The organism is Pseudarthrobacter polychromogenes (genome assembly GCF_014644495.1).
In the GTDB taxonomy this organism is placed as follows: Bacteria; Actinomycetota; Actinomycetes; order Actinomycetales; family Micrococcaceae; genus Arthrobacter; species Arthrobacter polychromogenes.
Window position 1 is genome coordinate 634,685 of record NZ_BMKU01000001.1, and the last position, 22,902, is coordinate 657,586.

Here is a 22,902-nt window from a genome sequence, read left to right on the forward strand (position 1 = left end):
TGGAGACATGTCCGTTTCAGCATCAGACTTCCGCATCCCCGTGGGCGAGGGCACGGTGGGCGCCGCCTTTGCCCGCCCCGACAACCCGACCGCCACTGTGGTGGTGGCCCATGGTGCCGGCGCCGGCATGGATCATCCCTTCATGCACGGGTTTACCGGTGGGTTGAACTCGCTGGGAATTGCCACCCTGCGCTTCAACTTTCCCTACCGGGAGGCGGGGCGGAAATTTCCGGACCGGCCGCCCGCGGCCATCGCCGCCTGGCGGGCCGCTATGGCGGCTGCGGCGGAGCGGGCGGCGGAATACGGCGATACCGGCCCGCTGTGGGCTGCCGGCAAGTCGTTCGGCGGACGGATGGCCTCCATGGCCGTCGCGGAGGGGATGGAAGCCGCCGGGCTGGTGTTTCTTGGGTACCCACTGCATGCTCCGGGGAAGCCCGACAAGCTCCGGGACGAACACCTGTACGGCATCACTGCGCCCATGCTTTTCCTCCAGGGCAGCCGGGACACGTTCGCTACCCCCGAACTCCTTGAGGATGTTGTGGGCAGGATCGGGCCCTCAGCCGTCCTGCAGTGGGTGGACGGCGGCGACCATTCCTTTGCGGTGGCAGGCCTCAAGCGTTCCGCGGCGGAGGTGGGTGCCTCCCTGGCGGAGCCGGTGGCCCGCTTTATCCGCTCCTCCGGCTGACGCCGGACGCGTTCCAGGGGCCGGCCCGGCGGAAGTGCGGCCGTCAGGCCGCTTCTTCGTGCCACCAGCCTTCCCAGGCTGCGGAGGTGAGCTGCCCTTTGGGGAATTCCGTGCTTCCGGTTCCGCCTGCGTGGAACCGGCTGTCATCGCTCCGGCGGCCGTCGAGCAGGAGATTGAGGTTGTTGAGGAGAAACATTCTGTAGGTCCTTCCATGTCTGCGTGTGGACCACTCTGTCCAGGTGGAAACGAGCCTATGCGGCGCATGTTTCAGCGCGTCGACGCGAAGTAACAAGCGTGTATCGGACATCTCACTCACGGAACACCGACTGGGGAGGCTGCCCCGGCGGGACGCTAGTTCCGCTGTTTGGTCCGTGCAGTGGCGGGCGCGGACCAGGGATCTTCGGGCCAGGGGTGCTTGGGGTAGCGGCCCCGCATTTCGGCGCGGACCTGGGCGTAGGGTCCGGACCAGAATGACGCCAGGTCGCCGGTGACAGCCAGCGGGCGCCGGGCCGGTGAGAGCAGATGGAACAGCACCGGCACCCGGCCGTTGACCAGGCGGGGCGTCGCGGCCAGGCCAAAGCACTCCTGGAGTTTGACAGCCACCACCGGCGGCGCCGTCACATCCGACCAGTCAGGGTAGTCAATCCGCACCCTTGAGCCGCTGGGAACTTCCAGGGCTTCCGGAGCGAGCTCATCCATCCTGGCTGCGTCCGGCCAGGGAAGCAGCCGCCGCAGCGGCTCGGCAAGGTCCACCGCGTTCACGTCCGCACCGGCCGCAAGCGACTCAAGCTCGGGTCCCAGCCAGTCCTGCAGCCGGCCGAGGAGTCCGGCCTCCGACACGTCCGGCCACGGCTCCCCCAGCTCGCGGTGCAGGAAGGCGAGACGCCTGCGCAAGGCCTCTGCCGCCGTCGACCAGTTAAGGGCAGCCAGTCCTTCCTGCTGCAGCGCTGCTTCCACCGCGGCGCGGCCTTCGGCAGGCGACGGTCGCACGGGCGTGGACGCGAGGACAATAGCGCCCAGCCGCCGGACCTTGCGTGCGGTGACCCGGCCCTGCGTCAAGGCCGCCTCCACGTTCTCGACCAGGAGGTGGGAGGCGGCTGATTCGGCGAGGCCGGCGGAGAGCGGGGCGGCGGCGCGGATCACGGCACCGGTACCGGCCGAGTCCCTGCCTTCGCCTCGGGACACCTCAGCCACTGCCAGCCATTCGTGCCCGGCAAGGCTGCTTCCAGCAGGGAGTCCGGCCCGGGTGCCGGAGGACAGCAAGTACCGCTCGGGACCGTCGCCGGGAACCCTGCGTGCCACGCGGTCCGGGAAGGCGAGGGCGACGACGGCGCCCACCAGTGCGATCCCGCCGGTGAGGGGCGGGAAACCGGGAATGTCAGCCAGCGGCCCTCCTTGCTGCGCCAGGACCTGGAGGCGGCGGCTTTCGTCCGCCCAGCGCTGGCCGGCCGGTCCCTTATCGCTTCGGAGGTCGGACAGGAGGCGCGGCAGGTCCGCCCCGGGAGCGCGCGCATCACTGGCCACGGCGGCCACCACCTCGGCTGCCGCCCCGGGACCGGCGGCAGCGGCGCCGAGGAGCAGGGCGCGGCCCAGCCGCGGATCAACCGGGAGGCCCGCCAGGGTCCTGCCGGCAGCGGTAGCGTGGCCATCCCCGGACACGGCACCCAGTTCGTGCAGGATTTCCATGGCATCTTCCATGGCCTGCTCCGGCGGGGCGTCCGGCAGGGCGAGGCCCTTCCCTCGCGGTGACCCCCAGCACGCCATCACCAGGGCGGCGCCGGCAAGGTCCGCCACGGAGATTTCCGGCGTCACGTGGGCCGGGGCGGCAACGAACGCCTGCTGGCTGTAGCAGCGGACCACTGTCCCGGGGCCCTGGCGGGCCGCGCGTCCCGCACGCTGGTCGGCAGAGGCGCGGGAGCAGGAAACCGTTACCAGCCCGTTCATTCCCCGGGCGGCGTCGCGCCGCGGCTCACGGGACAGCCCCGAGTCGATGACCAGCCTGACCCCCGGTACGGTCAGCGACGACTCGGCCAGGTCCGTGGAAACGATGATCCTCGGGTTCTCCTCCGGCCGGCGCCCGGATACCGCCCGGTCCTGCTCGGCTGGGCCTACCCTGCCGTGGAGTTCCAGCACGTCAGTCCCCGGGCCCACCCGGCTTCGGAGCCCCGCCGCAACCCGGGACACTTCCCAGGCCCCCGGGACGAAGACGAGCGCGTCGGCAGCGCGGTCCATTGCCAGTGCCTGCCGGTGGGCCCCGGCAGCGGTGTCTGCGATGAAATCCAGGAAAGCACGCGTCACTCCCCTGCCGTCCAGCCGCGGGCCGGGCGCAGGACACCACTCCGTCTCCAGCGGATGGAGGGCCGAGGGGCAGCCAACAACGGGAGCCGGCCCGCCGCCGTCGTGGCCTCCCAGCAGGGCAGCGAACCTGGGGGCGTCCAGGGTGGCGGACATGGCGACGACGGTGAGGTCGCCGCGCAACTGGCGGACTTCGGTGAGCATGCCAAACAGGAGATCCGTTTCCAAGCCGCGTTCGTGCACCTCGTCCAGAACTACTGCGCCGGCCGCCGTCAGGTCCGGATCGGCCAGCAGGCGTCGCAGCAGGATGCCGGGCGTGACGAAATCAATAAGGGTTTCGGGTCCAGTCCGGCGCTCTCCCCGCACCGTATAACCCACACGGCTGCCTAGCGGGCTGCCGTCGAGGTCAGCGAGCCGGCGGGCTGCGGCACGGGCGGCTACACGGCGCGGCTGGGTGACAACAATCCTGCGGGGCCCTGCGGCGGCGCCGGCTTTCAGATGCGCCTCGAGGTTCGCGAGAAGTGGTGGAACCAGGGTGGTCTTGCCCGTTCCCGGCGGCGCCTGGACTACCGCCGTTCCTCCCGTCACGCCATCGCCCAGCGCTTCGGCCAGAGCCGCGAGCGAGCCGGCAAAGGGCAGGCCAACACCGATGGCCGTGAGGTCGAAGGCACGGCCCGGTTGGGGCACCTGCCGGCGGCTGGGGGAAGTCATCCCTCCATTTTGCCCGGCGCGTCAGTCAGCTACGGACAACGGGCCCCGGCGGGCACAGGGTTCCGGGCCTGTAAAGCGGAGGGTTCAGGGCTTTCCGACGCCCTTGCCTTTTTCCCTGGCTTCCTTGGCGGCGTCTGGAAGGTTCTGTTCCTGCGGGGCGGGTTCAGGTGCCGGGACCGGAGCGGCGGCAGGTGCCTCCGGCTGAAGCTGGACCGGCTGGGACTGCACATATTCCGGCACCGGCTCCGGCTCAGGGGTGGCGACGATCGCCGCAGGCGCCTCCGCCGTGGTGACAGCTGCTTTTGCGTCCGCGGCCGAGGCTGACTGGGCCGTGATGGTGCGGGTGACATCTGCCCGGACCGCCTCCAGGGCCGCATCGATCCCCCGGTACCGGGCCGCGGAGATTGAACCCTGGCCGGCGGCCAGGTCGAGGTCCCGTTCAAGCGCCTCAAGGGCATCGAGAACTCCGTCCAGCCTGTTCTCAGCGGCGGCCTGGGTGACGTTGAGAACGCGGATCTGGAAGCCGCGGAGGGTGGCCTCATCTGAACCGGCAGTGCTCAAACCCGGGAAGACGCTGACTGCGCCTGTAACCAGGGCGGCCGCCGCCGCTGCCGCGGCGAGTCCGGCCCAGAACCTCCGGTGCGGGCGCCCTGGCGGGGAGCCTTGCGCCCCACCCGGCTGGAGATGGTCAGGCGGCATGCCTGCCCCGCAAGGGCACGACGGCGGCAGGACGGGGATAAAGGACGGTCACGGCTGCAACGTCCCCAGCAATCCTGTCCCCTGCAGGCGCGGCAGCGGTTTGCAGTGCCGGGACCGCGGCGAGGGGCGCGGGTGCCGTCCGGGCTGCTCCGGCAACCATTCGCCGCACGGCAAACCGGACCACAGCAGCCAGCAACTGACCGAGCCCAAGGCCCAGAAGCACATGGCCGGCGAGGTACTGGCCTCCGTGGCCCACGGCGCCGTACGGGGCGCTGGAGGCAAGGGCCGCTCCGGCTGCGGCCACCAAGGACCAGATGGCAACAACAACTGCACTCATTCGACCCGCTCCCGCCACTCCAATTAATCAGCAAGCTTAGTACTAATGGTCAGCAAGCTTACTACCTGAATTGGATGTTGCAAGCGTGGCGCGGCGGGAAAACAGTAACCCGCCGGGCCTACTGCCGCAGGTCAAGGGCCGTCAGGAGACGCCTCACCGAGCCGCCCAGGTTCCACTCGGTGGCGAGCCGTTCGAGTTCGGCCCGTGGTTCATCCGGCACGGGATTCAGTTCCGCACCCGCCTGTTCGGGACTGGGCAGGTCCAGGTCCCGCACCAGCCTTACCACGGCGGGCGCCACAGAAAGGTAGTCCGCGGCGGCGGCCAGCTTGGCCCTCACGGGGGCAGCCATGCCGCTGCCGGGATGCCCGGCCGCTTCCAGCAGGCCCTCCAGGGTGCCGTACTTCAGCAGCAGCGAGGCCGCGGTTTTTTCGCCGATTCCTGCAACCCCGGGCAGGCCATCGGAGGCATCACCCCGCAATGTTGCGTAGTCCGCGTACTGCTGCGGCAGCACCCGGTACTTGGCCACCACTACTTCTTCGGTAATGACCTCCAGGTTCTTCATGCCGCGGGCTGTGTAGATCACGCGGACCTGGCGTTCGTCGTCGCAGACCTGGAAGAGATCGCGGTCGCCGGTGACCACGTCGACGGGAAGGTCCGCGTGGCTCGCATAGGTGCCCACGACGTCGTCGGCCTCATGGTTGGGGGCGCCCACAATGGCGATGCCGGCGAGCCCAAGAACCCGGCGGATCATGGGAAGCTGCGCCTCCAGCGCGTCCGGGACAACTTCGACGTCCGGGGCACCCGCCACGGCCTCCGCCACCCGGTGGGCCTTGTAGGTGGGCAGGAGCTCCACCCGCCACTGCGGCCGCCAGTCGTCGTCCCAGCAGGCAATGAGGTGCGTCGCCCCATAGTCCGTGGTGAGCCGGGCGATCATGTCCAGCAGGCCGCGGACGGCGTTGACCGGTGTGCCGTCCCCGCGGCGGATCGTGTCCGGCAGTCCGTAGAAGGCGCGGAAGTACAGCGATGCGGTGTCCAGCAGCATAAGGCGGTCAGGCATGCTTCGATCCTCACATGAATCAGCCCGGTAACGGGGCAACGGCTCCGGCACTTTGCCGGCTGCCCGGCTAGGAGGCCCAATCGGAGTCGCCGAAGGCCTGTCCCCGGAAGTGTGCCCGCAGGTACTCCCCCACCACCGCGGCGCCCAGATTCCCTGCCTCTGGAGCGACAACCCGGCCGCCCACCCTGCGCACCATGCGCTGGACGAACCGTTCCAGGCTGGGGTCGGCCCCCAGCCGGAAGAATGTGGCCTGCGTGCCGGCCCTGCCCAGCCGGTCGAGCTCCGCGACCGTCACTCGGATTGTTTCCGGGTCGGAGGGCCAGCAGAACCACGCCTCGCCTTCCGGCAGCAGATGGGCTGTAGGTTCGCCGTCGGTCACCACCAGGAGGACAGGCTGCATGGACGGGTGCCTGCGGAAGAAACGGCCGGCAAGCAGCAATCCGTGATGCAGGTTGGTTCCCTGCTCCCGCAGCGGCGGGAGGGCGGTGAGTCCCTCGATGTCCATTGCCTGGGCATGGCGGCCGAACGTGATCAGTTCCAGCCTGTCGCCGCGGAAACGGGTGGAGACCAGATGGTGCAGCGCGAGCGCGGTGCGTTTCATCGGAACCCACCTCCCCTCGGACGCCATCGAAAAGGACACATCCACAAGGAGAACGACGGCGGCCTGCGTCCGCGCTTCAGTTTCGCTCACTTCGATGTCCGCCGGGGTGAGGCGGAGGCCGCTGCCAGGGGTTCCGCCGCCGGCCGCGGTGCGGCTGATCGCGTTGGTCAGCGTGCGGGTGACGTCCCAGGGCTCGGCGTCCCCGAACTCCCACTGGCGGCTGGATCCGGTCTGCTCCCCGGCCGCGCCGGCAACCCGGGTATCCCGGCGTCCCTGCCGCCCTGACAGTTGCTTGGCCGTATCCCGCAGCAGGGACTTCCCCAGCCGCCGCATGGCCTGCGGTGAGAGCCGCAGGTCCCCGTCCGCGCCCCGCCTCAGGTACCCGCCGTCCTGCATGGCCCGTTCGATGTCGGCCAGCGTGCGGGCGGTGACGGCGGCGTCCTGCCCGACCTGGCGCGCCAGGGCATCCAGGTCCAGGTCGCCCAGGGTTGAGCCGCTGTAGGACTGGGAGAGCTGTTCGGCGAGCTCGTCCAGTTCGGCGATGTCCTGGAGCACTCCGGTGCCGTCGCCCAGGCCCAAGCCTTCCTGGCCCTCGAAGCGTTCCGAACCGGTCCAGTCCTCACCGGGGCGCAGGGCGCGCAGGCTGTCGTCGAGCTGGCCAAGCTGGGCCATGAGCTCCGGTGAGCCGAAGGCCTGGGCAGAAAGCCGCATCAGTTCTTCGCGCTGCTCGGGGGACATGGACTGCAGGAGCCGCTGGGCAGCAGCGGCCCGCTTGGCGAGGGCGTCAATCAGTTCCTCGACCGACTGGGGGTTTTCAGGGAAGAAGCCGCCGTGGCGGGCCATGAACTCCTGGAAGTCTTCATCGGTATCCTCGCCGCGCCGGTGTTTGTCCAGCAGCGTGTTCAGGTCGCGCAGCATGGCGCTGACGGCTTCCCGGTCCTGCTCAGTGGCACCCTCCAGCGCCTGTTTCATGCCCGCAAACCGTTGGTCCAGGGCCTCGCGGCCCAGCAGGTCCTTGATCCGCTCGTAGGCTTCCCGTGCCGTGCCGGATTGCCAGTCATAGGAGGCCAGGTCCTTGACCGCCGCAGCGGTGGACGCCGGCAGGTTGTGCAACTGCATTTCCCGGAAGGCACGGTCTGCATTGTCCATCATGGCATCGCGGGCCAGCTGCTTGCGTTCCTCCAGCACGGCAGTGTCCAGGAGCTTCTTCACCTCGTTGAGGGTGCCGTCCAGGTTGTGCCGGCCCAGCAGGTCATTCCGGCGCTCCTGCACGCGCCTGGCGAGATCGTCCAGGCCTTCCCGGTTCCGCCCGCCGCGCCGGAGGAACTCCTGCAGGGCGTGGCGGGGCGAGTACCCTGCCATCACGTCCTCGGCGACGGCGTCCAGCGCCTCCGCCAGGTCAACCGGCGGGGCGAGCGGGTCCGGCCCGCCGGCGTACCGTCCGTACCTGGCGGAATGGTTATGGATGTTCATGGTGCCGCCCGTCCCTCGCTTCAGCCACTTGCCCAGCCACGCACCGTGGTGCCGTCAGCCGTAGACCGTCTCCGCGTCGTCGGACTCCTTGGAGATCCGCCGGGCCAGGTAGAGGCCTTCCAGCGCCAGTTCGATGGCGGCCGCCCGCTGGCCCTCGTTCCCGGCGCCGAGGCGGCTGCCGATCTCGTCGTAGAGCCCCGACCCGTTCAAGGACGGCAGGTTCCCGAGGAACTCACGTGCTGTCACGTGCTCCCCGGTGGTGACGGTGGTGTGCCCGTCCAGCGCTGCCACCAGCGGGCCCAGGTCAAGGCCCTGGAAATGCGCCCGCACGGCTTCGGCCGTGGCCGTGCGCAGGAGGTGGTCAAGGACGGCCTGTTCCCGCCCTTCCTCACCGGATTCGAATTCGATCTTGCCGCTGAGGACTTCCACTGCGGTGTCCAGGTCCACGATCCGCGCGACGGCCTCGGCTTCGCCGCGCATGCTGGCTCGGCGGAGGGCCGCGGCGGCCACTGTTTCGGCGCCGGCAATGGCGAACCGTGCCGAGACCCCGGAGGTCTGGTTGATCGCCGGGGACTGCCTCAGCGCACGGGTGTAGCGGGCCAGGATTTCGAGGATCACCGGCGGGACGTCGGCCACCAGCTGCCCCTCCTGCCGGATCACGGACACCTCGTCGTCGAGCTCTAGGGGGTAATGCGTCCTGATCTCCGCGCCGAAGCGGTCCTTCAACGGCGTAATGATCCTGCCGCGGTTGGTGTAGTCCTCCGGGTTGGCGGACGCGACCACCAGCACATCCAGCGGAAGCCGGAGCACGTAGCCACGGATCTGGATGTCCCGCTCCTCCATCACGTTGAGCATGGACACCTGGATCCGTTCGGCAAGGTCCGGCAGTTCGTTGATGGCGATGATGCCGCGGTTGGAGCGCGGGACAAGGCCGTAGTGGATGGTTTCCGGGTCCCCGAGACGCCGTCCCTCGGCCACCCGCATCGGGTCGACGTCGCCAATGAGGTCCGCGACGGAGGTGTCCGGCGTCGCGAGTTTCTCCACGTAGCGTTCCGACCGGTGGCGCCAGGCTACCCGCAGCCGGTCGCCCTCGGTCAGGGCAAGGGCGCGGGAATGCTCGGTCATCGGATCGAACGGGTGTTCATTCAGTTCGGACCCCTCGATGATGGGCGACCATTCATCCAAGAGCCCGGCCAGGGTGCGCAGGAGCCGCGTCTTGCCCTGCCCCCGCTCGCCGAGCAGGACCACGTCATGCCCGGCAAGCAGCGCACGCTCGAGCTGGGGAAGCACCGTCCGGCCGAAGCCGTAGATCCCCGGCCACGGATCCTTGCCGGCCGCGAGCGCGGCGAGCAGGTTTCCGCGGATTTCCTGGCGCAGGTCCTTGAGGACGTGGCCGGAGGCACGCAATTCACCAACGGTGAAAATATCGGGACGATGGGTCACCACTACACCGTAGCCCCGCACCATGGGTGACAAAAGCCCCTGCCGGTGCGCGCTTCCATCCCCCAGCATTGGTGCAGAGGTTGCCGCGTGGAACATGGAGGTGATGGCGTGTCCAGGGAGCCCGTAGGGAGCGCGTCAAGGCTCTCGGTGGTGATCCCCACCCGGAATGACGCCGCGATGCTCGCGGTGTGCCTGCACCTGCTGTCCCGGCAGTCCAGGCCCGCGGACGAGATCATCGTGGTGGACAATGCCAGCAGCGACGATACTGCCGCCGTCTGCAGCGCAGCGGGAGTCCGGCGGATCCTGGTCGATGTGCCGGGTATTCCGGCCACCACCGCTGCCGGGTTTGATGCGGCGGCGGGAGATATCATCGCCCGGCTGGATACAGACTCCAGGCCCCCGGCAGACTGGCTGGAACGTGTGGAAGCCGTCCTGGACGCCGCGGGCCCTCTGTCCCTGGTGACCGGGCCCGGCGAGTTCTATGGCGGGCGCCGCTGGATCCAGTGGGCCGGACGGCACGTCTTCCTGGGCGGTTACTTCAGGGTGGTCGGCTTCCTCCTGGGCCATGCGCCCGTTTACGGGTCGAACTTCGCGCTGCGCCGGGATGTGTGGCAGGCGATCGGCGGCAGCGTGGAGAGGAACAACCCCGAGGTCCACGACGACCTTGACATCTCCTACCACCTCCGCCCGGAGATGGCGGTCATCTACGCCCCAAACCTGGTCATGGGGGTCTCCGCCCGGCCACTCACCAACTGGCCATCCGCCGCCATATCCGCATGTCGCTGGTTACCTTCCGGGTGGAGTTCAGGGAGGAACCGCCACTGCGGCGCCGCCTGGAGCGGGCACGGGCGCGGCGCAGCCTGGAGACGCACCGCAGGCGGGCAGGAAGAGACGACGGCGGATAACGTTCAGGCAGGCCCGCTGTCCTTCGCGTACAAGGCCAGGAGATCGCGGCTGAACTGGTGCGGCGACGTCTCGCACGGGCTGTGCCCGCCACGGTAAACGGCGATCCTGGCACCAATGGCCTGGGCGAACTTACGGTGCAGCTGCAAAGGCCAGAGATCATGTTCGCCCACTGCCACGAACTTCGGAAGGGACGCAGCAGCCAAAAGACCGCGCAGGTCCGGGACGTTCTTCATCAGCACGTAGATGTCCCGCACTGAAGCGCGGCGGGTGAAGCGGAAACGGTAATTGACGAACTTTTGGCGGCTCCTGGGCACGCGGACGAAGCTCCGCCGGATTCCCCAGATCAGCAGGGCGGCACCGATCCGTCCATTCGCCCAGCTGCTGAACCTGCCAATCCGGCTCACGCTGCGGAAACTCTGTCCGGGCTCCGGCGGACAGCTCAGGAGCGTCAGCGTCTGGAACAGGTCCGGCCGCTGCGAGTAGGCAATCTGGACAACGATCGCGGCGAACGAATAGCCCACCACGTGGGCCGGCTTCCCGGCCGCGTCAAGGACCGTCAGGAAGTCTTCAACGAATAGTCCGTAGTCGTAGTGCAGCTGTGGCGGCACCAGGTTCTCCGGCCCTGCCGCCGCCGATTCGTACTGGCCGGCCATGTCGTAGCTGAGCACAAAGTAACCTGCGGCGGCCAGGTCCGGCATCATCAGCGAAAAGTCCTCTTTGGAGCCCGTGGCGCCCGGGACCAGGATGATCCAGGGATCATGAGGATCGCCCATGGCCCGCGCAGCGAGCTGCCCGCTGGGCGCCGGGATCCGCATGGACTGCGATCCCGGAGGCGGGCTGGCCCAATCGACGTCGCCCAGCCCGGCATCGAGCAGGGCAGCCTCGTCCACGCGGGCCGAACCGAACTCGTCAGGGCTGACCCCTAAAGGCGGCTGGTCCTGGGCTCCCATCGTCCCAAGATAGCCCCGAGGCCCGCGTTTCGTGAGAGGCGTGCGCCGTGGGGCGCTGCGAGACCTTCCGGACGAAGGCGTGCAGCCGGAGGTACACCTCCTGGGATTCCGGATAGCGGTAGTCCTGCTGCCAGGTGTGCTCGGTGTTGGCGTTGGACCACTGGTAGATCAGGGTGTCCACCGGAACGCCGTGGAATTTGAGCCTGCTGATGAAATTTACGTTGGCCTCGTACAGGAAGTCACGTTCCGAGGTAGTGACGAATACCGGCGGGAACCGGCCGTCGAGCCACTCGATGGGGGACATGAAGCCGGCCTGGGTCTTCAGCCGTTCGATGGCTTCCGGCGTGGTGAAGGGGTTTCGGATCCGGCTCCGTGCCGGGCCTGCCGGGGGCAGCAGCATGCGGACAAAGTTCAGGCTCATGATGAAGCCGCTCTTGAAGAACACGGAAAAATCAACCACGCTGCAGTGCTGCACAAGGCCCCTCAGGTGATGCCCGGCCACAGCAGGGCAGAGGGAGTAGTGCGCGGCGAGCTCGGGCCGCAACGTGGCAGCCGTGAACAAAGCGGCGATCTGTCCCCCGGCGGAGTCGCCGCCCAGGACCACGCATTCGGGATCACCGCCGTAACGCCCGATGTTGCTGCGGACCCACGCTACCGCGGCGTTGGCGTCATGGAGCACATGGCCCATGTGGAAGCGGGGCGGCGTGCGGTAGTTGACGTTGACCACCACCATTCCGCCCGACGCCTGGTTGGCGCAGTACTTGGTGACGGCCGATTTATCCCCGGACGTCCACCCTCCGCCGTGGAAATACACGTAGACCGGAAGGGCCTCGCCCCCGTCAAGCACGATGTTCCGGGGCGTGAGCACGTCAAGCCGGTGCCCGGCGGCCGCATCGTCTGCATAGGTGATGTCATGGACGTAATCGACGTCGGTGCGGGGATCCGTGTTGAACCTGGCCCGTTCGCGGGAGCTCACGCCCGCCATGAGGAGCCGCCAGCTCCACACCGGCACCCGGCGCAGCAAGCCCCGCACTCTCCGTGCCAGCGAAAAGGTGCTGCGTGGATCCCGGACCGCCCTGGTCATCCCTTAATGGTACCGGGCGGGACCCTTCACAAGCGGCCTGGCAGTGGTGCGGGAAGTCAGTCCAGGTCGGTGGGCGCTGCCCGGTCATCCACGGCTGCGGTGAGGTGGTCAATGCGCTCGAGGGCTGCGGTCAACTGCTCAACGGCCGACCACAGGCCAGGGTGCTGTTCCCTGATCTGCTCCAGCGTGACCCCGGCAGACCTGAGGGTGGCAAGGTCGAAGCTAACGTTTGTGCGCGCCCCCGCCACTGCCGCCCTCAGGGCGCCGAATCCGACGACGACATCGGCGATGAGGGCCGGGTTGCCGTTGCCGGCGAGCCAACCAAGGTCGTCAATGGCAGCGACAGCCCGCTCCCCCAGGACGGCCGATGCCTTGGCGGCATCGACGGAGGCGCGGTGGATCGCCTGATCCCGTTCCGGGCCCTTTTCGAGCCGAAAGGCGGCGCCGAACGCTTCGGAGGCGGCAGCGTCGTCGTCGGCCAATCTAAGGGCGGCCTCCCGAAGCGCACGGGCACGCGCATGAAGGGAGGCGAGTTCTGCCCCCTGGTCTTCCTGCGGTTCCGTGTAGCCGGCAACCATTGATGCCAGTGAAGCGGCAATGGCAAGCATCACGCCCGTCCCGGCGCCTCCGCCCGGTGAACCTTTGGACTCCGCTAGGGCACGCGTCCACTCCTCAACAGTTGAGCGCTGGGTGGTCACGGCATCGGTATCAGTCATGCCATCAAGTGTGCCCGGTGCCGGCCCGTCATCGTGGTTCATTTGGCGGGGCATCCGCCTCCGGGGCACTCCGCGGGTCAGGCGCTGCCCCGGACCGTCCAGGCCCATCAAGGACGGTGGGGACGTAGTCGAGCAGCTGCAGCCTCCCGTCGAAGGTCCGGCTGTCCACCATCTCGAGCGCAACGTCCGGATAGCCGTCGAAGATCCGTTCCCTGCCGGTGCGGCCTGTGATGACAGGGAAGACCACCAGGCGGAACCTGTCCACCAGGCCTGCGTTCAGCAGCGACCGGCACAGGCTCAGGCTGCCGAGGGTGCTCAGGGGATGGGTGCCTTTCCGTTTCAGTTCCTTCACGGCGTCCACGGCGTCCCCGCGGACCAGCGTCGAATTCGGCCAGCCCAGCGGCCCCCGGAGCGTGGAGGAAAAGACGACCTTGGGCACCGCTGCAAGGCCGGTAAGGCTCGCCCCTTCTTCTTCGGAAAACCCCGAGCCTCCTGCAGCGGCTTCCTCTGACATCCCGGACATCAGCCGGTAGGTGTTCGCGCCAAGAAGGTACGTGCACTCCTTGTGGCCCTCCTCCTCGAGCCAGGCCAGGTATTCCGGTCCTTCCAAGCCCCACCAGCCGGGCCATCCCTCCGCTGAGGCGCAGCCATCCAGGGAAATGATGAGGTCAACCATCAGCTCAACCGAGGATGACTCCCGTTCAGATGCCGCGCCCATGGCCGTCTCCTTGGTGGCAGGTCGCGGCAATCGTAGCCCCGTGCCGGCAGGACCTTCAAGGCCGTACTTGCCTGTCGGCAAGACGGCGTCGGAAATCTTAGGCTCGAACCGACAGAGCTAAGCGGCACTCGGTTGGTGACTCACGTGCGCTATAAGGTGGCCCGCTAAGCGCTATCGTCCGCCCTCGATCCTGCGGCTGCGCTGCTCCTGCGCCATCGGGCCGTACGGATAGACCCCCGTTTGGGGCTGGCTGACCTGGGTTAAGTGGCCGGCTTCGTCGGGGCTGAGCTGCAGGCTGGCTGCGGCAAGGTTGTCGGCGAGCTGCTCCGTGGTCCGGGCACCCAGGATCACCGAGGTCACCGCCGGCCTGTCCACCAGCCACGCCAGCGCCACTTGGGACGGACTCACTCCGCGGGCGGCCGCAATGTCTTCCACGGCGCCGATCACCTGCCAGGTGCCGGGATTGCTGTTGCGTGCCTTCCAGGCCTCCATGCCGCGTTCGGGGTTCTCGCCGAGCCGCGTTGCACCCTTGGGGGCCTGGTCCCGCTTGTACTTGCCGGACAACCAGCCGCCTCCCAAAGGCGACCATGGCAGCAGTCCGATTCCGGCGTCGAGCGCAGCGGGAACGATTTCGGATTCAATGTCCCGCACCAGCAGGCTGTACTGGGGCTGCAGGGTCACCGCCGGAGTCCACCCGTGGGCGCGGGCAAGGTGGACGGCCTTGGTCAGCTGCCACCCCAGGAAGTTGGAGAAGCCGTAGTAGGCGATCTTTCCGCGGCTGACCGAGTCGTCAAGGAAGCGCAGCGTCTCCTCGAGCGGGGTGATCGGGTCCCAGGCGTGCAGCTGGTACAGGTCGATCTGTTCCACGCCCAGGCGCCGGAGCGAATCGTCCAGGGCGCGGGTCAGCCTCCGGCGGGAGGTGCCGACGTCGTTCGGTCCCGTCCCCATCGGAAAGCGGCCTTTGGTAGCTATCACCGCCGTATCCCTGAGGTGCGGGCGCCTGCCCAACCAGCGTCCGATGATCTCTTCCGAAACTCCCGTGCTGTACACATCAGCGGTGTCGATGAAGTTGCCGCCGGCGGCAAAGTAACTGTCCAGGATGGCGTGTGACGATTCCTCGGTGGCCTCCGCCCCGAACGTCATGGTTCCGAGCGCGAGGGTGGACACGACGGTGCCGCTGCTTCCCAGGGTTCTGTACTGCATGGTTCTCCTCTTTTTAGTTGGCGGCGGGAGTTGCGGCCCGGGCGGCTGCATCCCGAGTGGTGGTGCGGATCCGGTAGAGGCTGGTGGTTGCGGTGATGTAGAGGTCCTGGCCGTCCGGGCCCCCGAAGCACACGTTGGATACCTTTTCAGGCACGTCTACCGTGTCCAGGAGCTTGAATGACGGTGAATAGACACGCACTTCCGGCCCGGCTGAGGTCCAGATCCGGCCCTGGACGTCCACGCGCAAGCCGTCGGCAGCATGGTCTTCGTCAAGCTCGACGGCGGGTGCCCGGCGTGTGCACGCGCCGCCCCTCACGTCGTAGGAGGCGATCCGCAACGGCACGCCATGGTCCGGACCGGCCGTGTCCGTCACGTAGAGGACTGACTCGTCAGGCGAAAACGCCAGACCGTTCGGATACACGAGGTCCGTCACCACAGCTGTAAGGGTCCCGGAGTCAGGGTCAAACCGGAATACGTAGCAGCCCCCGTACTCCTGCTCCCCCTCGTGCCCTTCCCGTGTTCCCGGGAGGATCCCGTAGGGCGGGTCGGTGAACCAGATGCTGGAGTCGCGCGCAACCACGACGTCGTTGGGTGAGTTCAGCCGCCTGCCCTGGAATGAGTCAACCAGTCCTGTCACGGTCCCCTCGACGTCCCGCTCGATGCGGCGGCGCCCGTGGCTGCACTGCACAACGCTGCCGTCGGCGTCCAGGGTCCGGCCGTTGGTGAACCCGGCTCCGGTGGCGTATACCCTTGTGGTCCCCGTGGCCGCCTCGAACTCAAGGATGCGGTTATTGGGAATATCGCTCCACCGCACGGTCTGCGAGGACGGAACCCACACGGGCCCCTCCGCCCACACCGAGCCCGTGGACAGGCACTCCAACCGGCCTTCCGTCAAACCGTCGCCCATTCAGGTCCCCTCGCAATTCGTTGTACTGAGTGGCACGCAATAGGGGAAACGATAGCGCGAAGAGGTAAAGCGGGACGGCATTGGGGACAGCAGCGCGGTTGACGGGTGTTGTCTCCGGCCCTGCCGGGCAGTAACGCTGATGTAACGCTTCGCGGCGTAGAACTGGCGACGTGTGGGACCACCACGCCGCTGATACGTTCACTGCCGCAGCTGCGCCAATGGCGCAGACCGTTGCGTGTAGAGGCCAAGGAGCCCAGGATGTCCAACCTGTTCAACCAGAAAATCATGATTCTGCGCGCGCCTTCCCTCGGCGCCACCCGTGACCCGTTCGATGGCCCGGGGGCGTCCCCGGGGCTCGAAAGCACCGCCCAGAACATCGCCGAACGCGCTGTCAGCATGACGGTGGAAAGCGACGAGAACCCCTCCGGCTCAACCCTCAACGCCCTGCGGAACGACCCCACGGTCCTCGGCTTCGCTCCCGCCATGCCCATGAAACTCATCGAACCCTTCGACGCCGATGCTGCCCCGTCCGCCGCGGCAACGTGGGGCGTCAAGGCCGTGGGCGCACACACCTCGCCCTTCTCCGGTGCCGGGGTGACGGTCGCGGTCCTGGACACCGGCATCGCTGCAAACCACCCGGCCTTCGCCGGCGTCAACCTGGTCACAAAAGACTTCACCGGCGCGGGCAGCGCCGAAGACGACAACGGCCATGGCACCCACTGCGCCGGCACGATCTTTGGCCGCGACCTCTCAGGCCAGCGGATCGGCGTCGCAACCGGCGTCCAGAAAGCGGTCATCGGCAAAGTCCTCGGAGGCCCCAACGGCGGCAGCAGCGACATCCTGGCCTCCGCCATGCTTTGGGCCGCCGACAACGGCGCCCATGTCATCTCCATGTCGCTGGGCATCGACTTCCCGGGCTGGGTGGACGAGCTGGTGAAGGTGCACGGCCTGTCCATCCCCGCCGCCACCTCCATAGCGCTTGAAGGCTACCGCGCCAACGTCCGGCTGTTCGAGCAGCTCGCCAACCTCCTCAATGCGCGGGCCTCCGTTGCCCAGACGACGATCGTGGTCGCAGCCGCCGGCAACGAAAGCGAACGCACCGGCAACCCCGCATACGAGATCAATGTGGCGCCACCGGCCGCAGCCTTCGGGATCACGTCCGTGGCCGCCCTGGCCGACGGCGGCGGCGGACTTACCGTGGCACCCTTCTCAAACACGATGGCGACGGTGGCCGGTCCCGGCGTCGGGGTGTTCAGCGCCTGGCTCAACGGCGGTACCAAAACGATCAGTGGCACCAGCATGGCCACCCCGCACGTGGCCGGCGTGGCGGCGCTGTGGGCGGAGCGGCTTCTGGCACAGGGACCCCTCAGTCCTGTACTGCTCCAGGCAAAACTGATCGCTTCCGGAACGTTCAAGCCGCTCAAGGCTGGCACGGATCCCGTGGACGTTGGGGCGGGCCTGGTCCAGGCACCCACGAACGCCAACTAGGGTGGCCCGGCGTTTTATCCGAAGCGCTCGATGACTGGCTTGCAGTAAGTCCCAAGGAGCGGACACATGGTCATACCGGACGACGTGCTTACCGCCACCCAGGCGCGGTTCCAGGCCCGCAAGGGTCCGCGCGCGGGTACGGAGGAAAAGATCGCGGAGGCCCATACCCCGCAGGGAAGCATCCTCAACGTCGATTCGACCGAACGGGTGGAACTGCGCAGCCGGCGGGTCATGCGCCAGCCGATGGTGATGGACGCGCTCAAGGCGACGGCGGACACCTCACCGGCAGCGGACGGCCAGGTGTGGGACGAGCTGGTGCTGGAGCGGATTATCGGCGGGAACAACCTGCTGGGCATCGCTTTCCTGGAGTTGGGCACGTCGGTGGCACGCAGTGTGGGCAGGGTTATTGTCCGTGACCGGTTCCAGATCCGCTCCTTCGGCACGGGGTTCATGATCTCGCCGCGCCTGGCCCTGACGAACAACCACGTGCTGGCAGACGCCCAGTCTGCCCGCTTCTCCCGGCTGGAATTCAACTTCCAGAACGGCGTCAGCGGCCTTCCCCTCGCTGCATCGCAGTTTGACCTGGAGCCGGACACCTTCTTCCGGACGGACGCCGGACTGGATGTCACCGTGATAGCGGTTGCAGCGGCGTCACGTCCCGACGGGGCGGGTGCCTCGGTGCCGCTGGCCGGCTTCGGCTTCAACCGCACCTCCAAGGAGCAGGGCAAGATCCTGCTGGGCGAGTCCATCAACATCATCCAGCACCCGGAAGGCCAGGAGAAACAGCTCGCGCTTCAGCAGAACGAACTCATCGACCGCTTTGACCAGTTCCTGCACTATCACACGGACACATCGCCGGGCTCCTCCGGTTCACCGCTGTTCAACAACCAGTGGGAAGTCCTGGGCCTGCACCATTCCGGCGTCCCTGCCCGCAATGCGGCAGGAGAGATCCTGACCGTGGACGGGACCGTGTGGGACAGGACGCAGGATGAGCTGCGGATCCAATGGGTGGCAAACGAGGGGATCCGCATCAGCAGCATCCTGGCCTGGCTGGGTATGCAGGCCGACGGCATGACAACCGAAGAACGGGCCCTGGTGGAGGAAGCCCTCAACCCGCCTCCCTTGCCTGCTGATCCGCCGCACCCGGTGGAACTTCTGCACCCGGTGGAGGAAGGGCAGGCCCCGGCGCAGGTCCAACTGCCTCAACCCGTAAAGCAGCCAGCCGCCACTGCGGAGGGGTCCGTGTCCCTGACCATCCCCCTCCACATCACTGTCCGGCTCGGTGCGGTACAGGCGGCAAACGAACCGGACGCCCCGTCCGAAGACCGGACCGGCGACGCGGATCCGGGCGGCGGGGACGCGGTTGGCACGGGGACTGCGGTGGCCGATGAAGCCGTGGCGATAGACCCCGACTATTCGGGAAGGAAAGGATACGACCCCGTCTTCCTGGGTGTGCACGTTCCGTTGCCGGCCCTCACAGCCGAACAGCGCAGCGACGCAGCACAGAACCGGCGCGCGGCCCCTGGACGGGATCCAACGGTGCTGGATTACCACCACTTCAGCCTCGTCATGAACCGCAGGAGGAGGCTGGCCCTCTACACTGCCGTGAACGTCGATGGCAGCCTCAGCCAATCCCCGAAGCGGGAACGGGACAAGTGGTACTTCGACCCACGGCTGGACCGGTCCGAACAAATTGGCGGAGATCTTTACGCTGGCAATGACTTCGACCGTGGGCACCTTGTCCGGCGGCTCGATCCGGTCTGGGGTCCGGACACCGTTGCACGGGCAGCGAACGATGACACCTTCCATTTCGCCAACTGCTGCCCCCAACATAAAAAGTTCAACCAGGGGGCATCGCTGTGGGCCGGCCTGGAAGACTACCTGCTGGACACCGCAAAGGCTGACAAGCTGCGGCTGTCGGTGTTCACGGGCCCGGTCTTCACCGACAGCGATCCGGAGTTCCAGGGAACCCGCATCCCGCTGGCGTTCTGGAAAATCCCCGTTTTTCAACGGGCGGACGGCACCCCTTCCGCCAGCGCCTACATGATCAGCCAGCATGAGCTGGTTGAGGACATGCTGAAGGAGGCCTTCACACCGGTTACCTTCCAGGTCCCTGTCCGCAGGATCAGCGAACTTACCGGACTGGACTTCGGCCATCTCTTTGGCTGGGACCCGATGAACAACGAGTTCGAGCCGCTCCCCCGGGCCCAGGAAGCACTGGCCACACCAACTCCCGCCCGTGAAATCCTTACCTTCGAGGAGCTTCAGCTCTAGCGGCGCGGCTGCTCTGATACCGGTTTCCTCTGACGAACGGGAAGGATATGAAGGCAGTTGTTGTGGGCGCGGGCATTGCGGGCCTGGTGGCGGCCCGCCAGCTGGGTTCCGCGGGCTGGGACGTGGAGCTCATCGAGAAATCACCCGGCCCACGGCCCGACGGCTACATGATGGACTTCTTTGGGCCGGGGCTCGAGGCGGCGGAGCGGATCGGCCTTTACCCGCGCCTCGCAGCGGTGGCGTACCAGGTCGAGGCAGTCGACTACGTGGATGGAAAGGGACGCCGCACGTGCAGCCTCGATTACAACCAGTTTGCACGGCTTGCAGGCGGGAAAATCCTGAGCCTGCTCCGCCCTGACATGGAGCGCGCCGCGCTCGCCGCTCTCGACGACGTCGCCCGGGGCCGGGTGCGGATCAGCTACGGCGCGCAGGTTTCCCGGGTTTGGAGCGATCACGACGGCGTGCGGGTCACCCTCAAGGGCCTGCCGGACGCGCCCCTCGCCGGGGACCTCCTGGTGGGCGCCGATGGAATCCACTCAACGGTGCGTGCCCAGCTCTTCGGCCCCGAGGACGAATACCTGCGCCCTTTGGGAATGCGTGCGGCCGCGTTCACTGTGCCGGGGCCGCTCCTGGACGAACGGTTCAGGAACCGGTTCGTCCTCACGGACAGCATCGACAGGATGGCCGGGCTCTACAACCTCCGCACGGGCGAAGTGGCGGCTTTGTTGGCCTATCGGGACTCTACGGCCGCGGCGGTATGCCGGGGGTCCGGGGATGCGCGGGAGCGGCTGCAAGGGGAGTTCGCCGGACTCAGCGCCGCCGTCGACAGGGTGCTGGAGGCCTGCCCCGAGCACGTGTACGACGATGTCGTTGCCCAAATCATCCTGCCGGGCTGGCAGAAGGAGCGCACCATCCTCCTGGGGGATGCCTCCGGAGCCGTATCGCTCCTGGCAGGCCAGGGCGCCTCGTTGGCGATCGCCGGGGCAGCACTGTTGGGTGACTTCCTCGGACCAGTGGCTTCCGCTGACGGCATCAGACCTGCGCTCGCCGGGTTCGAGGAGCGATGGAAACCCGTTGTTGAAGAGGCGCAGGCAGCCGGGCGGCGCGCTGCCTCGTCCTTCCTGCCTCGAAGCAAAGCCCAGCGCCTGCTGCGTCGGTGGGTCATACGGGCCTCCCGCGTGCCGGGAATCGACCGGGCCGTGGCACGAAGAATCGTTGGCAGCCACTGACCTGCCGAGGCTCGCCCGCAGTGAGCTCGTCCCATGGGAAGGCAGGCACACCAGGGATCTAGCGGCAGCCGTCAAGAATGCTGACCATCACGTCGTGTTCGGCTTGTGTGACCCAGAGTTTGTACGTGGCCTTGACGGCAGTTTGGCGTGCCACGTATTGGCATCGGAAGGCCTTGTTCGGAGGCAGCCACGTGGCGGCGTCCTTGTCGCCCTTGGCGCTGTTAGTTGGCCCGTCGGCAGCCATGAGGTTCAGCGGGTCGTTGGCGAGTTCCTTGCGCTGGCCGGCGCTGAGCTGCTGCGCACCCTTCTGCCAGGCGTCGCTGAGCGGGACGATGTGATCGATCTGCACGTCGGAGCTGGTGTCCTGGCCGCGGGTGAACTTGATGGTCGCGCCGGTGTACATATCGGCCAGGGTGCCGGCGGTGACCACGCAGTTGTTGGTGCCGGGCTTGAACGTTTCGTTGGTCAGATCCCGGGCAAGAATGTCATTGCGGGTGTCGCAGCCGTTGCGGTCGACGTCAGCCCAGGCTGGCCCGAACTCGTCCCGGCTGTAGCCCGTCTTAGGGGCCCGGCCCTTCACCGGGATGCCCTGCAGCTGCTCAAAGGCGTGGGCAACATCAACAGCAAGGGACGGGTCCGCCCGCACTGGCGCCTCCGCTGCACTGCCTTGAGCAGATTCAAGAACTTCAAGGGCGCTGGCTGCAGCGTCACAACCGGCGAGTGAGCCTGCCAGCAGTAGGGAGGCTGAGAGGGTTAGGGTCTGGGCGGCGAAGCGGATGATGTGAACGGTCCTTCTGTTGCAGCGGGCTGTTCCACGCTAGCTCCGACCACCGCCGGCCGCCGGGAGGCATGTCCGTGGTGCCAGCCACACGTCGCGCACCTGGAAACAGCGGCCGAGCCGTGTGATGAATCCAAGTCCACCACGGCGGTTTCAATTGACGCTTGACGAAGCAGCCTGCTGGCAGCCCCAGCACCCAAGCAAGGCACCCTCACCTCACACGAGTTAGGTATGCTAGGCCGAAAAGCAAGGGGGCCGGTATGGTCAAACGTAAAGCGACGGCATTGGACGTTGCACGGCGGGCGGGAGTGTCCCGCAGCGCGGTATCACTGGTGCTCAACGGCAGGGCAACCGGCAACGTCACCGCAGAACGCCAGGAGCGCGTGCTCCGCGCCGCGGCAGAGCTGGACTACACGCCCAATTCGGTTGCCGTCAGCCTGCGCAACCAGCAAACGTCAACGATCGGCATCATTACGGATGACATCGTCACCAGCCCCTTCGCAGGCCGGCTGATCAGCGGCGCGTCCCGCACGGCCTTGGCCCGCGGGTACATGGTCCTGGTGGTCGACACAGAACATGACAAGGCCCGCGAGAGCTCCGCGGCGCAGCAGCTCGTCCACCGGCAGGTGGACGGAATCATGTATGCCGCCGGCAGCCTGCGCGAAATTACCGCCCCGCCGTCGATGCTGACCTTGCCGGCCATTCTGGCCAATTGCACCGATGCGGCCTCCGGGCTCCAGTCGGTCATACCGGCAGAGGTCGAAGGTGGGCGCGCCGCGGCACAGCTTCTGATTGACCTGGGCCACCGCCGCATCGCGCTGCTGACCGGAACCCTTAGCTCCCCTGCCGCCCCGCAGCGCGAACAGGGTTACCGCGAGGCGATGGAAGCAGCAGGGCTGGGCCGTGAACAACAGCACGTCCACGCGACCGGATGGGACATTGATGAGGGCTACCGGGCCGCTTCCTCCGTGCTGGGCGGCAGCAACCGGCCGACGGCGATCGTCTGCTCGAACGACAGGGTAGCCACCGGAGTACTGCTGTACGCGGCCGCCGCGGGACTGCGCGTACCGCAGGATCTGTCCGTGGTCGGCTACGACGACCAGCAGAACCTGGCCGCGAACCTTGTTCCCGCGCTGACCACGGTGGCGCTTCCGCACGCCGAAATTGGAGCGGCGGCCATGTCCATGCTGCTGGATGCGGTGGAGGGAAAAACTACGGCCACGGAGGACACGGAAGAGGGAACGATCCACGTGCCCTGCCGGATTATTCCGAGGGCTTCCACCGCCGCCGTCCCGGCCGGCTAAGCAGCCGGATGCTTTCACAGCTGCTGCACTGCTGAGCCCCCAAG

General features: G+C 67.5%; 20 protein-coding genes. 6 read left to right on the forward strand and 14 right to left on the reverse strand.

What is annotated here, in order from left to right:
* Window positions 1–7: 7 nt before the first annotated feature.
* Window positions 8–685: an alpha/beta hydrolase family protein gene (locus IEX43_RS03120; RefSeq protein ID WP_188808998.1), complete on the forward strand. Its 678-nt coding sequence runs from the start codon at window positions 8–10 to the stop codon at window positions 683–685.
* Between the two features lie 43 nt (window positions 686–728).
* Here the strand turns inward: IEX43_RS03120 and IEX43_RS03125 are convergent, their stop codons facing one another.
* The 7 genes from IEX43_RS03125 to IEX43_RS03155 form a co-directional block, all read right to left on the reverse strand.
* Window positions 729–881 (reverse strand): hypothetical protein, encoded by a 153-nt coding sequence (locus tag IEX43_RS03125; RefSeq protein ID WP_188808999.1) that lies wholly within the window; start codon window positions 879–881, stop codon window positions 729–731.
* 155 nt (window positions 882–1,036) lie between these two features.
* Window positions 1,037–3,691, reverse strand: a complete 2,655-nt coding sequence (gene hrpB, locus IEX43_RS03130) for an ATP-dependent helicase HrpB (RefSeq protein ID WP_188809000.1) — start codon at window positions 3,689–3,691, stop codon at window positions 1,037–1,039.
* Between the two features lie 84 nt (window positions 3,692–3,775).
* A complete protein-coding gene (locus tag IEX43_RS03135) occupies window positions 3,776–4,390 on the reverse strand; it encodes a hypothetical protein (RefSeq protein WP_188809001.1) in 615 nt (204 codons plus the stop codon).
* Window positions 4,380–4,727 (reverse strand): hypothetical protein, encoded by a 348-nt coding sequence (locus IEX43_RS03140; protein ID WP_188809002.1) that lies wholly within the window; start codon window positions 4,725–4,727, stop codon window positions 4,380–4,382. The genes IEX43_RS03135 and IEX43_RS03140 overlap by 11 nt, the downstream gene beginning before the upstream one ends.
* 118 nt (window positions 4,728–4,845) lie before the next feature.
* On the reverse strand, window positions 4,846–5,784 hold the full coding sequence (locus IEX43_RS03145) for a 5'-3' exonuclease (protein ID WP_188809003.1): 939 nt from the start codon (window positions 5,782–5,784) through the stop codon (window positions 4,846–4,848).
* A gap of 67 nt (window positions 5,785–5,851) precedes the next feature.
* Window positions 5,852–7,858, reverse strand: coding sequence for a vWA domain-containing protein (locus IEX43_RS03150; protein ID WP_188809004.1), 2,007 nt, complete (start codon window positions 7,856–7,858; stop codon window positions 5,852–5,854).
* A gap of 54 nt (window positions 7,859–7,912) precedes the next feature.
* Window positions 7,913–9,301: a sigma 54-interacting transcriptional regulator gene (locus IEX43_RS03155; protein WP_188809005.1), complete on the reverse strand. Its 1,389-nt coding sequence runs from the start codon at window positions 9,299–9,301 to the stop codon at window positions 7,913–7,915.
* Between the two features lie 108 nt (window positions 9,302–9,409).
* Here IEX43_RS03155 and IEX43_RS03160 point away from each other — a divergent pair, with 108 nt between their 5' ends.
* Window positions 9,410–10,303: a glycosyltransferase family A protein gene (locus tag IEX43_RS03160; protein WP_229666274.1), complete on the forward strand. Its 894-nt coding sequence runs from the start codon at window positions 9,410–9,412 to the stop codon at window positions 10,301–10,303.
* On the opposite strand, the gene IEX43_RS03165 is transcribed toward IEX43_RS03160, so the two are convergent.
* The 6 genes from IEX43_RS03165 to IEX43_RS03190 form a co-directional block, all read right to left on the reverse strand.
* A complete protein-coding gene (locus IEX43_RS03165; protein ID WP_188809006.1) occupies window positions 10,210–11,157 on the reverse strand; it encodes an alpha/beta fold hydrolase in 948 nt (315 codons plus the stop codon). The two genes, IEX43_RS03160 and IEX43_RS03165, sit on opposite strands and share 94 nt — an antisense overlap.
* Entirely contained in the window at window positions 11,117–12,241 is a 1,125-nt protein-coding gene (locus IEX43_RS03170) for an alpha/beta hydrolase (RefSeq protein WP_229666275.1), read from the reverse strand. Before IEX43_RS03170 ends, IEX43_RS03165 begins: the two co-directional genes overlap by 41 nt.
* Before the next feature lie 56 nt (window positions 12,242–12,297).
* A complete protein-coding gene (locus IEX43_RS03175) occupies window positions 12,298–12,957 on the reverse strand; it encodes a cyclodeaminase/cyclohydrolase family protein (RefSeq protein WP_188809007.1) in 660 nt (219 codons plus the stop codon).
* 28 nt (window positions 12,958–12,985) lie between these two features.
* Window positions 12,986–13,675: a dihydrofolate reductase family protein gene (locus IEX43_RS03180; protein WP_188809008.1), complete on the reverse strand. Its 690-nt coding sequence runs from the start codon at window positions 13,673–13,675 to the stop codon at window positions 12,986–12,988.
* Between the two features lie 171 nt (window positions 13,676–13,846).
* On the reverse strand, window positions 13,847–14,878 hold the full coding sequence (locus IEX43_RS03185) for an aldo/keto reductase (protein WP_188809009.1): 1,032 nt from the start codon (window positions 14,876–14,878) through the stop codon (window positions 13,847–13,849).
* Window positions 14,879–14,891: 13 nt separating this feature from the next.
* Window positions 14,892–15,785, reverse strand: coding sequence for an SMP-30/gluconolactonase/LRE family protein (locus IEX43_RS03190; protein WP_188809010.1), 894 nt, complete (start codon window positions 15,783–15,785; stop codon window positions 14,892–14,894).
* 258 nt (window positions 15,786–16,043) lie between these two features.
* Between IEX43_RS03190 and IEX43_RS03195 the strand changes: the two genes are divergently transcribed.
* The 3 genes from IEX43_RS03195 (at window position 16,044) to IEX43_RS03205 (ending at window position 20,776) form a co-directional block, all read left to right on the forward strand.
* Window positions 16,044–17,273, forward strand: coding sequence for a S8 family peptidase (locus IEX43_RS03195; protein WP_188809011.1), 1,230 nt, complete (start codon window positions 16,044–16,046; stop codon window positions 17,271–17,273).
* A gap of 66 nt (window positions 17,274–17,339) precedes the next feature.
* Complete coding sequence (locus IEX43_RS03200) at window positions 17,340–19,547, forward strand: DNA/RNA non-specific endonuclease (RefSeq protein ID WP_188809012.1); 2,208 nt, start codon at window positions 17,340–17,342, stop codon at window positions 19,545–19,547.
* Window positions 19,548–19,594: 47 nt separating this feature from the next.
* Window positions 19,595–20,776 (forward strand): FAD-dependent monooxygenase, encoded by a 1,182-nt coding sequence (locus IEX43_RS03205; protein ID WP_188809013.1) that lies wholly within the window; start codon window positions 19,595–19,597, stop codon window positions 20,774–20,776.
* A gap of 58 nt (window positions 20,777–20,834) precedes the next feature.
* Here the strand turns inward: IEX43_RS03205 and IEX43_RS03210 are convergent, their stop codons facing one another.
* Window positions 20,835–21,422, reverse strand: coding sequence for an HNH endonuclease family protein (locus tag IEX43_RS03210; protein ID WP_377102743.1), 588 nt, complete (start codon window positions 21,420–21,422; stop codon window positions 20,835–20,837).
* Between the two features lie 392 nt (window positions 21,423–21,814).
* Here IEX43_RS03210 and IEX43_RS03215 point away from each other — a divergent pair, with 392 nt between their 5' ends.
* On the forward strand, window positions 21,815–22,858 hold the full coding sequence (locus tag IEX43_RS03215) for a LacI family DNA-binding transcriptional regulator (protein WP_188809014.1): 1,044 nt from the start codon (window positions 21,815–21,817) through the stop codon (window positions 22,856–22,858).
* Window positions 22,859–22,902: the final 44 nt, after the last annotated feature.

Bases quoted from the DNA above. Each gene is read 5' to 3' on its own strand.
- IEX43_RS03120 (WP_188808998.1), top strand. From the start codon at position 8: ATGTCCGTTTCAGCATCAGACTTCCGCATCCCCGTGGGCGAGGGCACG.
- IEX43_RS03140 (WP_188809002.1), bottom strand. From the start codon at position 4,727: ATGAGTGCAGTTGTTGTTGCCATCTGGTCCTTGGTGGCCGCAGCCGGA.
- IEX43_RS03175 (WP_188809007.1), bottom strand. From the start codon at position 12,957: ATGACTGATACCGATGCCGTGACCACCCAGCGCTCAACTGTTGAGGAG.
- IEX43_RS03190 (WP_188809010.1), bottom strand. From the start codon at position 15,785: ATGGGCGACGGTTTGACGGAAGGCCGGTTGGAGTGCCTGTCCACGGGC.
- IEX43_RS03170 (WP_229666275.1), bottom strand. From the start codon at position 12,241: ATGACCAGGGCGGTCCGGGATCCACGCAGCACCTTTTCGCTGGCACGG.
- IEX43_RS03145 (WP_188809003.1), bottom strand. From the start codon at position 5,784: ATGCCTGACCGCCTTATGCTGCTGGACACCGCATCGCTGTACTTCCGC.
- IEX43_RS03150 (WP_188809004.1), bottom strand. From the start codon at position 7,858: ATGAACATCCATAACCATTCCGCCAGGTACGGACGGTACGCCGGCGGG.
- IEX43_RS03195 (WP_188809011.1), top strand. From the start codon at position 16,044: ATGTCCAACCTGTTCAACCAGAAAATCATGATTCTGCGCGCGCCTTCC.
- IEX43_RS03135 (WP_188809001.1), bottom strand. From the start codon at position 4,390: ATGCCGCCTGACCATCTCCAGCCGGGTGGGGCGCAAGGCTCCCCGCCA.
- IEX43_RS03165 (WP_188809006.1), bottom strand. From the start codon at position 11,157: ATGGGAGCCCAGGACCAGCCGCCTTTAGGGGTCAGCCCTGACGAGTTC.
- IEX43_RS03215 (WP_188809014.1), top strand. From the start codon at position 21,815: ATGGTCAAACGTAAAGCGACGGCATTGGACGTTGCACGGCGGGCGGGA.
- IEX43_RS03200 (WP_188809012.1), top strand. From the start codon at position 17,340: ATGGTCATACCGGACGACGTGCTTACCGCCACCCAGGCGCGGTTCCAG.
- IEX43_RS03125 (WP_188808999.1), bottom strand. From the start codon at position 881: ATGTTTCTCCTCAACAACCTCAATCTCCTGCTCGACGGCCGCCGGAGC.
- IEX43_RS03180 (WP_188809008.1), bottom strand. From the start codon at position 13,675: ATGGGCGCGGCATCTGAACGGGAGTCATCCTCGGTTGAGCTGATGGTT.
- IEX43_RS03185 (WP_188809009.1), bottom strand. From the start codon at position 14,878: ATGCAGTACAGAACCCTGGGAAGCAGCGGCACCGTCGTGTCCACCCTC.
- IEX43_RS03205 (WP_188809013.1), top strand. From the start codon at position 19,595: ATGAAGGCAGTTGTTGTGGGCGCGGGCATTGCGGGCCTGGTGGCGGCC.
- hrpB (WP_188809000.1), bottom strand. From the start codon at position 3,691: ATGACTTCCCCCAGCCGCCGGCAGGTGCCCCAACCGGGCCGTGCCTTC.